Source organism: Symmachiella macrocystis (assembly GCF_007860075.1).
In the GTDB taxonomy this organism is placed as follows: Bacteria; Planctomycetota; Planctomycetia; order Planctomycetales; family Planctomycetaceae; genus Symmachiella; species Symmachiella macrocystis.
In genome coordinates, this window is the sequence record NZ_SJPP01000001.1 from 4,133,848 (window position 1) to 4,148,398 (window position 14,551).

Genomic DNA, 14,551 nt, shown 5'->3' on the forward strand with positions numbered 1-14,551 from the left:
TCCAGCCGCCGCGCAGGCACAATACTCCGTCCGAAAAGACACAGAAATGGCTGTATGGGTTCCCTCATTGTGTATAGGTGTGGTCCCCATTTGGACTTGTTCCGGAGCCGATCGCAGCGGATAATTGGTGAAGAAACCAAGGAAATGCTGTTTTTTTGGGAACAAGCCCCCATGTCTCACGCAGTCGACTCCATTGCCGCCGACTGGACCGCGGTTGACTTAGCGGCACGCTACGGCGCAATCCCGCTATCTCGAATCCGGCTCCCACACGACTCCGACCCAGCTACCGAGGAGGACGTGGTCGACATCCATGACCGCGAAAATCGTCTGTATGAATTGGTCGACGGCGTCTTGTTGGAGAAAACTATGGGAACCTATGAGTCGTATATTGCGATGTTGCTTGGCCAGTTCCTAGGCGATTTCATTCGACAAAATAATCTCGGAATTTTATTGGGGGCGGACGGTATATTACGGCTCGCGCCTGGTTTAGTCCGGATTCCCGATGTCTCCTTCATTGCTCGGCATAAACTTCCCGACGGCAAAGTCCCCCGCACGCTTGTGGCGACTTTGGTTCCTGATTTGGCGATCGAAGTCATCAGTAAAGGGAATACGGCCGAGGAGATGCAGGAGAAACTTCGCGATTATTTTGAGGTCGGAGTCGGTCTCGTGTGGTATGTCGACCATTTGCGGAAACAGGTCCGCGTTTACACAGCGGTCGATCAGGAACAAATTGTCGGCATCGAGGAAAGTCTTGATGGCGGCGACGTGCTCCCCGGTTTCACATTGCCCGTTTCCAGCATCTATGCCGAATGAAATATTCAGTTGCTGCGAGATCTCAAAAGTCGCCGCGTCATGCTACGTGACTTAGAGACCCGGGAGTGGATATTCCGGCACGCTGAGTCCCAAGCGGCCCACTTCCTTCAAGCGTTGCCAGCCGCGCGTGACCAACTCCTCTTCGCGGCGGCGGGCTTCGTCATCCATGTATTGTTTGCTGAAATCGCCCTCAACCGAAACCGGCGGGAACTTGTCGTCGACAATGAACTGCGATAGCACGGGATTGCAGTGGAGATGACGTTCGGGTTCGCGATGCAGCGCTGCGATTTCAACCCGGCCAATCACGTAACGCAGATACAGATCGCTGTCCGTGATGCCGGGAACGGCTTGGCCGCAGACTTCGCACAAGTACCCTTGATCGCATTTGGCCATAGCAAGTTAACCGTCCGCCTCATCGAATTCGTCAAACTCTTCGGCGAGTTTCTCGACAATGTCTGGCCGATCATCCAATGATTCTTCAATGGAATACCGGCCCTCCGTCCAACGGAAAAAATCGATCTGTTGGCAACGCCGACTGCAAAACGGCAGTGTCTTGGACTCAGCTGCTTCGACGGCAGAGACAGCTTTATTGCAGATCGGACAAGTCATGAGTTGAATCATCGCACGAATTTCCCGGATTCAAAAACGGCGGATACTGGCAAGACGACTTCCCCGCCAAAATTGTCGCCGCAACGATCGTGCGGCGTCAAGCGCGTTTTCAAAACGGGGGGGAGTGACGAGCGATTGCCGGGGACAACACCCGTTACGACTCGTGCCGACTTTAATCGCTCGACTTGCTGCTTCCAGACGAATCCGAAGAACTGGCCTTTGTGTCGGATGTGCTTGACTTCGATTCAGTTTTTTTCTGCGACGCGGTCTTATCCGCACTGGCAGCTTTCTTGTACGAATCGCTGCGGTAGTCCGTTTCGTAGAAGCCCGAGCCACGGAAAATGATTCCGCCGCCCGAACCGATCATCCGCTCCGCTTTTAATTTGCCGCACTCGGGGCATTTGCGGATCGGTTTTTGCTTCATCGAATGGAACACTTCCCACTGATGGTCGCAGCTTTTACAAACGTAGTCGTACGTCGGCATCGCAGTTCCTTTGTCGAGACGTAAAACCTCTTGGCGAGGAAAATGGCCAGCGGTCGGAGCAAACCAGTCCCGGACTGCTTGAAAAATAATAGCGGCAGGAGCAACCGACATCCTCCGCATGGAAACATTCGTTATTCCACAGCTTTGGAGACAATCACCTTGCTGGGACGCACCAAGCGGTCGTGCAGCGTGTAGCCTTGCTCAAGCTCCTGAATGACCGTCATCGGGGGGTGATCAGCAGAAGGGATTTGTTGCATGGCTTCGTGCTGCTCGGAATTGAACGGCTTGTTGACAGCATCGATCGCGATGACTTGATGTTTGTTCAAGGCATCTTGGAATTGCCGCGCCACCAATTCGACGCCTTCGATCAGTTGATCCAGATTGTGCGTTTGTCCAGCCGCGTCAATTGCCCGCCGCAGATTATCGAGTGCAGGCAAAATGTCGCGCGACAGTCCGAGCGATTCGAATTTGCGGGCCTCTTCCAATTCGCGACGCATCCGCTTGCGCACGTTTTCGCATTCCGCTTCCGCCCGATGCCAGCGGTCCAGATTTGTGTCCCGTTCGGCGATCGCTGCGGCCAACTGCTCTTCGAGCGTTAGTTCTTGATCGTCAGATGCCGCAGCCTCGGCCGCTGCATTATCGGGATTTTCGTTGGGTGTTTCGTCTGCCACGAGATTTATTCCTTACCGATCATCAACCAGGGAGAGGACCGCCGATCAACGGGTCGATCAATTCTAAGTTTCTTCGTCTTCGCCCGTGAAGTAGTCCTTCAGCGTCTCGAAAAATGACTTGCGATGTGGGCTGACGTGGGCCTCTTCCAATTCCGCCAGCTCGCGGAGCAACTCTTCTTGTCGCTCCGTTAGTTTTTTGGGAACGTCCACTTGGACTTCGACCAACATGTCTCCCGTTCCTCGTCCATGCGGGTCGGGCATTCCTAGACCCCGCAATCGAAATTCGGTACCTGTTTGCGTGCCGGCTGGGACCTTGAGGTCGTGCCGGCCGGTCAGAATGGGGACTTCGATTTCTGCGCCTAGCGCCGCTTGTGTATAGGTTATCGGGACCAGGCAAGTCAGCGTGTTGCCGTCGCGTTGGAACAACGAATGTTCCTTCACGTGAATGTCCACATACAAATCGCCTCGCGGACCTCCAAGCGCTCCCGGCTCACCTTCGCCCCGTAGGCAAAGCTGCATATCGTTATCGACTCCCGGAGGAACCTTGACCTCCAGTTGCGCCGTTTTGGATTCGCGTCCGGATCCGCCACAATTTTCACATTTGTCCCGCACAACGACACCATCGCCGCTGCAGGCGGGACAAGTCGTTTGAATGCGGAAAAAGCCCTGCGACTGCACGACCTGCCCGCGACCATCACAATAGTCGCATGGCTGGGCAATAGAACCGGCTTTGGCGCCGGAGCCGCCGCACGTGTCACAGTTTTCGTGGCGGCGAACATCCAATTCTCGGGTGCAGCCACGTGCCGCTTCGAGCAACGTGACAGTAATGCCCGTTCTCAGGCTGCGTCCCCGCGCGGGACGTCGTCCGGCTCCGGGTTGGCCGGTTCGTGCCCCGCCGAAAATCCCTCCCAGCATATCGCCGAAGGAATCGAAGATGTCATTGATGTCGGTGAAGCCAGCGCCGCCTCCTAAGCCTTGCACGCCGGCATGACCGTAGCGATCGTACCGCGCCCGCTTTTGCTCGTCCCCCAGGATTTCGAATGCTTCGGCAGCATCCTTAAAGCGTTGTTCCGCCTCCCCATCTCCCGGATTTCTATCGGGATGATTGGCCAACGCCTCCTTGCGGTAGGCTTTTTTTATTTCATCGCCACCGGCTTCCTTTGCCACGCCGAGGACTTCGTAATAGTCGCGTTTCGTTGCCATTACCGCCATGATTTCGCTACAAGCTGGAATGACCGCCGTCGCAAGCGATCCATTTTTCGAGGAGAATGATTCACACTGAGTCGCGATTGTTGATACGAGAAACCAAACTCGCACGCACTGAGTCAGCTAAGCTTCCGTTGAGCTGTTCTCGAAGTCGAAATTCGAAGAAACTGCTTTTCGTATCGTATACAGATCGTGGGTTTTGCAATCGCTGATTCACAAAACGGGCCACCGCAAGGGTGGCCCGTCCGAATTTATTGAAAACTCAAAGTGCGCGACGTGTTAGCGGATACTACCTTCAACCGCCTTCTTGTCGCCCCCTTCGAGGTCGTCGGTTCGTGTGACCAAGACTTCGGTCGTCAGCATCAAGCCGGCGATCGATGTCGAGTTCTGGACGGCACTGCGGACCACTTTGGTCGGATCAATGATACCGGCTTTGAACATGTCGACGTATTCACCCGCTTGGGCGTTGTAGCCGATGTTCTGGCCTTTCTGGCGGACTTCGTCGGCGATCACCGCACCATCTTCGCCGCAGTTTTCGGCGATCTGGCGAATCGGGGCCTCAAGTGCTTTGGCCACAATGGCGACGCCGATCTTCTCGTCCCCTTTGGCTTTGACGCTTTTGGCTGCTTCGATCGCCCGCAAGTAAGCGACACCACCGCCGGGAAGAATGCCTTCTTCGACAGCCGCCCGTGTGGCGTGTAGGGCATCTTCCATGCGTGCCTTGGTCTGTTTCATTTCCGATTCCGTGGCGGCACCGACGGAGATAATTGCCACGCCGCCGGTCAACTTGGCCAGGCGTTCTTGGAATTTCTCGCGATCGTATTCGCTATCGGTATTTTCGATTTGAGTGCGGATTTGTTGCACCCGGGTTTTAATGGCTTCGGAGTCGCCGCCACCTTCGATCAAGGTTGTGGAATCTTTGTCGATTTCAACCTTTTTGCAACGACCAAGTTGATTCAACTCGACCGATTCCAAGGTGATGCCCAACTCTTCGGAGATCAGTGTGCCACCGGTCAAAACGGCCATGTCAGCCAACATGGCTTTGCGGCGATCACCAAAACCGGGGGCTTTGACGGCTGCCACATTCAACACGCCACGCAGGCGGTTGACAACCAATGCGGTCAACGCTTCGCCGTCAACGTCTTCAGCGACGATCAACAACGGCTTGCTGGATTGTGAAATCTTCTCCAACAGCGGCACAAGTTCCCGCAGGTTCGAGATTTTCTTCTCGAACAGCAAGATATAACAATCTTCCAGTTCCACCTTCATGGTTTCTGGATCGTTGACGAAGTAGGGGGAGATGTAACCCTTGTCGAATTGCATCCCTTCAGCCAGCGTCAGCGTGGTTTCGTTACCTTTGCCTTCTTCGACAGTAATCACACCGTCGCGTCCGACTTGCTCCATCGCGTCGGCGATCAAGTCACCCACCGGACGGTCGTTGTTGGCCGAGATGCAGCCGACTTGGGCGATCTCTTCCTTGCTGGAAACCGGCTTCGATGTTTCGGCGAAATAGGCCAAAACAGCTTCGGTCGCTTTTTCGATACCACGACGAACTACCATGGGATTGGCACCCATGGTAATGCTTCGCAGTCCCGCTTCGAACACGGCACGGGCCATGACGGTCGCTGTGGTCGTACCATCGCCGGCGATGTCGCTGGTTTTGGTGGCGACTTCATTGACCAACTTGGCGCCCATGTTTTCGAATGGGTCGTCCAATTCGATTTCTTTACTAACGGTCACGCCGTCTTTGGTCACGACGGGATTGCCGAAGCTTTTGTCGATCACGACATTCCGGCCAGTCGGTCCCATGGTGACGGCGACGGTGTCCGCCAGCGTCCGTACTCCGCGCTGCAACTTGAGTTGCGCGCGGTCATCAAAAAGTAATTGTTTCGCCACGCTATCTCACTCCTCGTCGGGGGTGTTTGTAATCATTGCAAATGACCGGATTGATCAGTAATCGACGTGCGACGACGCAAGAAACGACCGCCACCGCCATGTGAACTGTGCAACGTTAGCTGACGATTTTCGCCAGGATATCGCTTTCGCGCAGGACCATGACTTCTTGGCCATCGACTTCAATGTCCGTTCCGCCATATTTGCCGTACAGGACTTTATCGCCAACTGTTACGCTCAACTCAGCGCGTTCGCCCGATTCCAGCAAACGGCCGGGACCGACGGCAACCACTTCGCCGCGTTGGGGTTTTTCTTGGGCCGCGTCGGGCAGCACGATGCCGCCGGCGGTTGTGGTTTCTGCTTCCATCACTCGTACGACAACACGATCATCCAAAGGTTTCAACTGCATCTTCTTGTTTGCTCCAAAAATCCGTTCGCCAAGGTTTTCGTTGTTGCTAACACTCGGCTCAAAACCGCATACGCCAGTTGTTGACGCTCAGACCAGCGAACGTGCCGCTCGTTATTTGGTTTTGAAGCCGTATTGGTTTTGACACCGTATTTATTGAAAAGGTCCGCCCCAACGCACGCCATTTCTGCCGGACGCGGGGCTGACTTCATCGACTCGACTCGGACCGACTTTCCATTCTGCCGATGTGCCAATTGCTTCTGAGTCACAGACTCAAACTCCGACACAGCGGAAGTGCTGAAGAGCCGATGCTTACATCATTCCCGGCATACCACCCATGCCGGGCATGCCACCCATTCCGGGCATTCCACCGCCCATGCCAGGCATGCCGCCCATGCCGCCCATGCCGCCCATGCCGCCGCCCATTCCATGGTCATGGTCGTGCTGGTGGTCGTCGCCTTCTTCGGCCGGTTCCTCAACAATGATCGCTTCAGTCGTCAACAGCAAGCACGCCACGCTTGCGGCGTTTTGCAAGGCAATTCGTGTCACCTTGGCTGGGTCGACGATACCGAATTCGAACATGTCGCCGTAGCGGTCGTTGAGAGCATCGTAGCCCTCGGACTTGGTTTTCAGTTTGCGAACGTTGTTGGCAACGACCGCTCCCTCAGCACCGGCGTTTGCGGCGATGCGACGAATCGGGATGTCCAACACGTTCTTGATGATTGAGGCTCCATGGGCTTCGTCACCGACGAGCTTGAGAGCGTCGATGGCTTTGGCACAGCGAACCAATGCCACGCCGCCACCAGGAACAACTCCTTCTTCGATCGCCGCACGCGTTGCCGCCAGGGCGTCGTCGATCAGGTCTTTGCGTTCCTTCATGGCCGTTTCAGTCGCGGCTCCGACGTTGATCTGCGCGACGCCGCCAGCCAACTTGGCCAACCGCTCCTGCAGTTTTTCACGATCGTATTCGCTGTCGGTCTCGCCGATTTCGTGGCGAATTTGGTCGGCACGTCCGGCAATGGCGGCTTTGGTGCCACCACCGCTCACGACCACCGTATTTTCAGCAGTGATGCGAACTTTCTTGGCTGTTCCCAAGTCGCTCAACTGCACGTTTTCCAGTTTTAGGCCCAGATCTTTGAAGACCGCTTTGCCACCGGTGAGGATGGCGATGTCTTCCAGCTGTGCCTTGCGGCGGTCGCCGTAGCCAGGAGCTTTGACGGCTGCGATGTTCAAGATGCCGCGGAGCTTGTTGACGACCAGTGTTGCCAGGGCTTCGCCTTCGATGTCCTCAGCAATGATCAACAGCGGCGCGTTTGCTTTGGAAACGGCTTCCAGGAGCGGCACCAAATCTTTGGCGTTGCTGATTTTTTCTTCGAAGATCAAGATCTTGCAGTTTTCCAACACGCATTCTTGCTGGTCTTGGTCGGTGACAAAATGCGGCGAGAGATAACCCCGCTCGAATTGCATCCCTTCGACCAATTCCACTTCGGTGGAGACGTGTCGGCCTTCCTCGACGGTGATCACGCCATCGGCGCCCACCTTCATCAGGGCATTGGCCAGAATCGCGCCAATCTCCGGAGTGTTATTCCCCGCGATTGTCGCCACGCGCTCGATTTGTTTTTTGTCGTTTCCGGCGACTGGTTTGGACATCTTTTTGATGTCGCCCACCACAGCCTCGACAGCCTTGTTGATCCCGCGGCTCAGCGACATCGGGTCACCGCCAGCAGCGATAAACTTGAGGCCTTCCTTGAAGATTGCTTCGGACAAGACCGTGGCGGTCGTTGTTCCGTCGCCGGCAATATCGCTGGTCTTGGAAGCAGCTTCCTTGACCAACTGCACGCCCATGTTCTCGTAGGGATCTTCCAAGTCAACATCTTCGGCAACGGTCACGCCGTCCTTGGTGATCTTGGGGCTGCCCCACCCTTTGTCGAGGACGGCATTGCGTCCGCGGGGACCGAGGGTGCTGCCGACTGCTCTTGCCAACTTACCGACTCCCGCCAACAGACTTGCGCGGGCGTCCTCATCGAAATTCATCAACTTCGCCACAGTTTCTCCTCACTACAGGCCAATTTGCGACTGCTGTGATCTAGTCCTCACGGACCGGACTATTGATTTTGTCACTACTGAATATGTGATTGCGAACCGGTAAGGCCCGCCTATTCCGTTGGGCAAACGACCTGCAACAGATCGCTCGGGGGATTTCGCACCCGGTCGAGCGGTTTTTGACCGACCGCGACCGCCAACAGGCAACACATCCCTCGACCTCCTCCGAAAAGCAAGCGCTGTGCCAAATAACCGAAATACCACAAGTGACTACTGGAGAGAACCTTATGGAATTACAGCGTTTTGAGGCCCTGCACCAAACCTGCCAACTTGGCAGTGCCGGGAAGGGAGCACAAGACTCGATCTGGCAGGCACCGAAATTGAACCTAATCATCGCGCCACGCCCAGAATTGCCTCTACCTTCCCATTTTGACAACTAGCTGCGCGCACCCCATGCCCCGAATTGTGAGCAGTCGCCCTTCGGCGATTGGTCTCGATTTGAGAGGAAACATTTGGTATCACCCCGCCACGCCACGGTTTGGCGGATCCATGTTGGTTTCGTAATCGGTCCCCCTCGGCGGAGCCGGGGGTTACAGAGAAATGGTAGTTGCCCATGCGAGCAATTGGAATCATCCCGGCCCGGTTGGCGTCGTCCCGCTTGCCGCAGAAATTGTTGTTGGCAGAAACCGGCAAGCCATTGCTGCAATACACCTGGGAAGCCGCCTGCCGAGCCACGCAACTCTCGGAAATCATCGTCGCCACCGATAGCGAAGAGATCGCCGAGGTGGTCCGAGGATTCGGCGGGACCTGTGAAATCACCCGCGACGATCATCCCAGCGGCACGGACCGTATCGCTGAAGTGGTTCGCCGCCGCTCCGACGACGCGGAGATTATTGTCAATATCCAAGGCGACGAACCGGACATTGACCCGGCGAGTTTGGATCAACTGGTGGAATTATTGGCCGAAAATCCTGACTCGGAAATGGCGACTTTGTGTACGCCGATCACGACGCGTGAACAGTGGGCTGACAATTCCTGTACCAAGGTTGTCTGCGCCGCGAATGGCGCTGCCATGTATTTCAGCCGCTGTCCGATTCCGTTCTATCGCGATGGCGAACCGGATGAGTTACTGGAGGGGGATACCCCTTGGCGGCTGCATTTGGGCCTTTATGCCTATCGCCGCGATTTCTTGCTACGGTTGACGGAGTTGCCGCCGTCCCGTTTGGAAAAACTCGAACGGCTGGAGCAACTGCGGGCCTTGGAGTCGGGTGCGACCATCCAAGTCGGCGAAGTGGCCCACCCGGCAGCCGGGATTGATACTCCCGATGACTACGCCCGGTTTGTCCAGCGGCACGAACGCGCGGCTTGATTCAGAAGCCAGCGATTGCGAACCGCTCTATTCGCTGCAGGTACTGGGAGTCGCAATCTATTTCTCTGTAGGTAGTTGCGGAGAATCTTTGCCTCAAGATTCGGCTTATGGATTCTTACGATCCGCATCCGCACGGATAGCAAAAAGCATTCAGGCCCACGCTTGGGCATTTCCTGGCCGTCTGGTTTTGCGAAGTTTTTTCGGCACCCACCCCCCGATTTTCCCCGACAGTGGTCGGAATGGCTGAAGGTGAGTTGACAGTTTAGTGCCGCAATCGTGAAGATTGGGACTATTGCATTTCGCCCGTCAGACGGCCATCTGACGCGTATCGTTCCTTCAGGCTGAAAGTTCAGGATGACGACCAAGCATATTTTCGTAACCGGCGGTGTGGTGAGTTCTTTGGGAAAGGGACTGACCTCGGCCTCCATTGGTTTGCTGTTGGAACAACGCGGACTCAAAGTGCGGATGCAGAAGCTGGACCCGTATATCAACGTCGACCCCGGCACAATGAGCCCGTTTCAACACGGCGAGGTGTATGTGCTGGACGACGGATCGGAAACCGATCTCGACCTAGGGCACTACGAACGCTTCACCAACAGTCCCTTGTCGCGTAAATCGAACTACACCACCGGCCAAATCTATTCCAGTGTGATCGAAAAAGAGCGGCGTGGCGACTATCTGGGCAATACCGTACAAGTCGTGCCGCACATCACCGACGCGATCAAGGAAGCGGTGATCAATCTCGGCGGCCCGGATGTGGATGTGGTGATTACGGAATTGGGCGGCACAGTCGGAGACATCGAAGGCCTGCCGTTTCTGGAAGCGATTCGGCAAATTCCATTGGATGTCGGCAAGAACAACTGCTTGTTCATTCACCTGACATTGGTTCCCTACTTAAAGGCAGCACAGGAAGCCAAAACCAAGCCAACACAACACAGCGTGGGGCAGTTGCGGCAAATTGGTATTCAACCCGATATCTTGATCGTGCGGACCGAGCGTGAGTTGGGACGCGACAACTGCGAGAAGATCGCGCTGTTCTGCAATGTGGAAAAACAAGCCGTGATTGAGGAACGGGACAAGGACTTTTCGATTTATGAAGTCCCGTTGGGACTGGTGGAAAGCAAACTCGATCAATTGATCGTCGACAAACTGGCGCTGCCCGCCCAGCCGATCGATATCAGCGAATGGCGGAACTTGATCCATCGCCTGCGGAACCCCCAACACGAAGTGACCATCGCCGTAGTCGGCAAATATATCGAACACCGCGACGCGTATAAATCGATTTATGAATCGTTGGAACACGCGGGCATCGCGAATTCGACGCGGGTGTTGGTCAAGCGCGTCGATGCCGAAGCCTTGGAGGCGGAAGGCCCCGAGATTTTGCTGCAAGGGGTCGATGGCATCCTTTGTCCGGGTGGATTTGGCGAACGGGGCATTGAGGGGAAGGTCGAAGCGATTCGCTTTGCCCGCGAATGCGAAATCCCCTACTTCGGCATCTGCCTGGGGATGCAGTGCGCGGTCATTGAATTCGCCCGCAATGTGCTGAATTTGACCAACGCGCACAGTTCCGAATTTGCCGATGAGGCTGAGCATCCCGTGATCTGTTTGCTCGATGAACAACGGTCGGTAACAACCAAAGGGGCCACGATGCGGCTCGGGACGCAACCCTGCCGACTGGCCGAGGATTCCCGGTCTGCGGCATGTTATGAGACGACCGAGGTTTCAGAACGCCACCGTCACCGCTACGAATTCAATCCCGATTACCGACAGCAATTCATCGAAGCAGGCATGACTCCCTCCGGGACCAGTCCCGACGGCAAGTTGGTGGAGATCGTTGAAGTCCCGGCGCATCCCTGGTTTGTGGCCGTGCAGTTTCATCCGGAGTTCAAATCGAAACCGACGGCGGCGCATCCGTTGTTTTCCGGTTTTGTCGAAGCAGCCATCAAGTACCACCACCAGCGACAACACCAGGCACAATTCTAGAAACGCTCCACGTCGGCAGTCGCCGCGCAGTGGGGTGCGTCGCGCACACCATCCGGCGGAGGGCAGGTGAGTCGCCTTACCAAAGTGACGTGGCAAATGCTGCGCCGCGTTTCGGATGGAAGCGGATTGGGGCAGGTGGCAAATCGCTTGCAGTGCGAAAACCCTCTCCGCCGTTTCATCCTCCTGTTCTCGAAATCCTCCCGGAACTTTGCTTGATTCCAACGTAGTAAATACCGGGCGAGTCGAGCGGGTTTAAATTCCTTGAGCAACCTGGAGCCAGAACCGCTGCGCGCGTAGAATAGTGATTCAATACACAAGAGGAGTTTTGCTATGGCATTTCAAATTGAAAAACTGACCGTCAAAGCACAAGAAGCGGTGCAGCGTGCGCAGTCGCTCGCGATGGAACATGGCCATCAACAAATTGCACCGATTCATTTTCTCAAAGCACTATTGGACGAGCAACAGGGCATCGTGCGGCCGTTGATCGAAAAGATCGGCGCCAACCTGCAACAGCTCTCGTCAATCGTCGATGGCGAGATCGACCGCATTCCCAAAGTCACCGGGGCCGAGGGCAACGTGGGGCTGAGTCGTCCGGCGATGCAAGTCTTGGAAAAAGCACAATCCCTGGCTGACACGATGAAGGATGCGTATGTCTCGACCGAGCATCTGTTGCTAGCGCTGGCCGATGTCGACGATCAGGCGAAACGTTTGTTGGACATGCACGGTATTGATAACGATACCATTCTGGCCGCCTTGAAAACCGTTCGTGGAGGACAACAAGTGACCGACCAAGACCCGGAAGGCAAGTACCAAGCTCTCGAACAATACGGGCACGATCTGGTCGAAATCGCTCGCCGCGGAAAAATCGATCCGGTCATCGGCCGCGATACCGAAATTCGTCGCGTGATCCAAGTCCTTTCGCGGCGGCGCAAAAACAATCCGGTGCTGATTGGCGAAGCAGGCGTTGGCAAGACGGCCATCGTCGAAGGGTTAGCGCATCGTATCGTCACTGGTGACGTGCCGGTCGGCCTCAAAGACAAACGCGTGGTCTCACTTGACATGGGTGCGCTGGTCGCCGGAGCGAAGTATCGTGGCGAATTCGAAGATCGACTCAAAGCGGTCCTCAAGGAAGTCACCGAAGCGGAAGGCAACGTGATCCTGTTCATCGATGAAATGCACACGGTCGTCGGAGCCGGGGCCGCAGAGGGAGCGATGGATGCGTCCAACCTGCTCAAACCAGCATTGGCCCGCGGGGAATTGCACTGTATCGGGGCCACTACGCTGGATGAGTATCGCAAGCATGTCGAAAAGGATCCCGCCTTGGAGCGACGGTTCCAGCCGGTGATGGTCCAAGAACCGAACGTCGAGGATACGATTTCGATTCTGCGGGGCTTAAAGGAACGATATGAATCACATCACGGCGTACGGATCACCGATCCAGCTTTGATTGCCGCTGCGACGCTGTCGGACCGTTACATCGCCGATCGTTTTTTACCGGACAAAGCAATCGACCTGGTCGACGAAGCGGCTAGTCGCTTGCGTATGGAAATCGATTCGATGCCCGCTGAGGTCGACGAGGCCACGCGGCAGCTAACGCGGATGCAAATCGAAGCCACCGCACTGGCGCAAGAGAGCGGCACGGATAGCAAACAACGACTTGAAGACCTGCAGCGGCAGATTGCCGATCGAGAGGAACAGGTCAATCAGCTTAAAATGCGCTGGGAGGCGGAGAAGGAAACCTTATCGAGTATTCAACCGCTCAAAGAAGACATTGACCGTTTGCGGACGGAGTACGAACAGGCGTTCAATCGCGCGCGGCAAACCAACAACAACGAAGATTACATCACCGCCCAACAAGCCGAACAACATCTCAAAGAGGCGGAAGCCCGACTGTCGGAGTTGGAGGATCAGTTTCAGGAAATCCAGGACTCCGGCGAAGAGCGGTTGCTGCGCGAGGATGTCAACGAGGAAGATATCGCCCGCGTGGTCAGCACCTGGACGGGAATTCCGGTCAACCGCATGATGGAGGGGGAACGCGAAAAACTGTTGCACATGGAAGAGGGCATCCACCAGCGGATGATCAACCAACAGGAAGCGGTCGAAGCCGTTTCGAATGCGGTACGCCGCTCGCGGTCGGGACTGCAGGACCAAAACCGACCGATCGGGTCGTTCATCTTTCTGGGGCCCACCGGTGTTGGCAAGACCGAGTTGTGCAAGGCGCTGGCCGAGTTCTTATTCGACGACGAACGGGCGATGATCCGCATCGACATGAGCGAATTCATGGAACGACACAGCGTCGCCCGGTTGATCGGCGCGCCTCCCGGCTATGTTGGCTACGAAGAGGGAGGACGACTCACCGAAGCGGTCCGCCGACGGCCCTATTGCGTGTTATTGCTCGATGAAATCGAAAAAGCGCACCGCGACGTGTTCAACGTGTTGTTGCAACTGTTGGACGATGGCCGTCTGACCGACAGCCAAGGCCGCACGGTGGATTTCAGCAACACCATTGTGGTGATGACCTCCAACATCGGCAGCCAAACGATTATGGACTTGGCTGGTCAGGAAAACGAGAAAGAGATCCACAACCGCGTGATGGAAGCGTTGCGACGGGAGTTCCTGCCGGAATTCCTCAACCGCATCGACGAGACAATCGTGTTCCACCCGTTGGGTAAAGCGGAAATCCGCCAAATTGTCGATTTGCAATTACGAAACCTGACCAAGCAATTGGAGACAGCCGGTTACGGGTTCACTATCTCCGATACAGCCAAGGACCAACTGGCAAACGAAGGTTACGACCCGGTTTATGGAGCACGGCCCCTGAAGCGGGTGATTCAACAGCGACTGCAAAACACACTGGCGAACGAAATCCTGTCCGGCAAATTCGCCGAGGGGACGACGATTCACATCGACGCGCAGGATGGGGAGTTTGTGTTTACGACTTCGTAGTGGGGTTCACCACGGAGGCACGGAGGCAAAAGGCTGTAGGCTTTAGGCCTTGGGCGGTAGGACGTTCTCGTTCGAAGCAGAGCTTCTGGAAAGTGGGTTCCCAAACGGAGTTTGGGAACCAGGGTAGA

Annotated in this window: 12 protein-coding genes; 4 read left to right on the plus strand and 8 right to left on the minus strand. The window is 55.8% G+C overall.

Features of this window, described 5'->3' with window-relative positions; translation table 11 throughout:
• Window positions 1-171 precede the first annotated feature (171 nt).
• On the plus strand, window positions 172-813 hold the full coding sequence (locus tag CA54_RS16160; RefSeq protein WP_146371845.1) for a Uma2 family endonuclease: 642 nt from the start codon (window positions 172-174) through the stop codon (window positions 811-813).
• Between the two features lie 51 nt (window positions 814-864).
• Here the strand turns inward: CA54_RS16160 and CA54_RS16165 are convergent, their stop codons facing one another.
• The 8 genes from CA54_RS16165 to groL (CA54_RS16200) all read right to left on the minus strand — a co-directional run bounded on the left by CA54_RS16165 (window position 865) and on the right by groL (CA54_RS16200) (window position 8,128).
• Entirely contained in the window at window positions 865-1,206 is a 342-nt protein-coding gene (locus CA54_RS16165) for a hypothetical protein (RefSeq protein WP_146371846.1), read from the minus strand.
• A 6-nt stretch (window positions 1,207-1,212) separates the two neighbouring features.
• On the minus strand, window positions 1,213-1,434 hold the full coding sequence (locus CA54_RS16170; protein ID WP_197532501.1) for a DNA gyrase inhibitor YacG: 222 nt from the start codon (window positions 1,432-1,434) through the stop codon (window positions 1,213-1,215).
• A gap of 160 nt (window positions 1,435-1,594) precedes the next feature.
• Window positions 1,595-1,906 (minus strand): FmdB family zinc ribbon protein, encoded by a 312-nt coding sequence (locus tag CA54_RS16175; protein WP_146371847.1) that lies wholly within the window; start codon window positions 1,904-1,906, stop codon window positions 1,595-1,597.
• A 131-nt stretch (window positions 1,907-2,037) separates the two neighbouring features.
• Window positions 2,038-2,577: a nucleotide exchange factor GrpE gene (locus CA54_RS16180; RefSeq protein WP_146371848.1), complete on the minus strand. Its 540-nt coding sequence runs from the start codon at window positions 2,575-2,577 to the stop codon at window positions 2,038-2,040.
• A 63-nt stretch (window positions 2,578-2,640) separates the two neighbouring features.
• The gene (gene dnaJ / locus CA54_RS16185; protein WP_197532502.1) at window positions 2,641-3,780 is read right to left on the minus strand and encodes a molecular chaperone DnaJ; all 1,140 of its coding nucleotides are present in this window, start codon (window positions 3,778-3,780) and stop codon (window positions 2,641-2,643) included.
• Window positions 3,781-4,062: 282 nt separating this feature from the next.
• Entirely contained in the window at window positions 4,063-5,679 is a 1,617-nt protein-coding gene (gene groL, locus CA54_RS16190; protein WP_146371850.1) for a chaperonin GroEL, read from the minus strand.
• A gap of 115 nt (window positions 5,680-5,794) precedes the next feature.
• Complete coding sequence (gene groES / locus CA54_RS16195; RefSeq protein WP_145378654.1) at window positions 5,795-6,085, minus strand: co-chaperone GroES; 291 nt, start codon at window positions 6,083-6,085, stop codon at window positions 5,795-5,797.
• A 309-nt stretch (window positions 6,086-6,394) separates the two neighbouring features.
• Window positions 6,395-8,128, minus strand: coding sequence for a chaperonin GroEL (gene groL / locus CA54_RS16200; RefSeq protein ID WP_315851707.1), 1,734 nt, complete (start codon window positions 8,126-8,128; stop codon window positions 6,395-6,397).
• Window positions 8,129-8,738: 610 nt separating this feature from the next.
• On the opposite strand from groL (CA54_RS16200), the gene kdsB reads away from it, so the two are divergent.
• From kdsB to clpB, 3 genes are all read left to right on the plus strand, one after another.
• On the plus strand, window positions 8,739-9,494 hold the full coding sequence (kdsB, locus tag CA54_RS16205; protein ID WP_146371851.1) for a 3-deoxy-manno-octulosonate cytidylyltransferase: 756 nt from the start codon (window positions 8,739-8,741) through the stop codon (window positions 9,492-9,494).
• A gap of 354 nt (window positions 9,495-9,848) precedes the next feature.
• Entirely contained in the window at window positions 9,849-11,477 is a 1,629-nt protein-coding gene (locus CA54_RS16210) for a CTP synthase (RefSeq protein ID WP_146371852.1), read from the plus strand.
• Between the two features lie 330 nt (window positions 11,478-11,807).
• Window positions 11,808-14,423: an ATP-dependent chaperone ClpB gene (gene clpB / locus CA54_RS16215; RefSeq protein WP_146371853.1), complete on the plus strand. Its 2,616-nt coding sequence runs from the start codon at window positions 11,808-11,810 to the stop codon at window positions 14,421-14,423.
• Window positions 14,424-14,551: the final 128 nt, after the last annotated feature.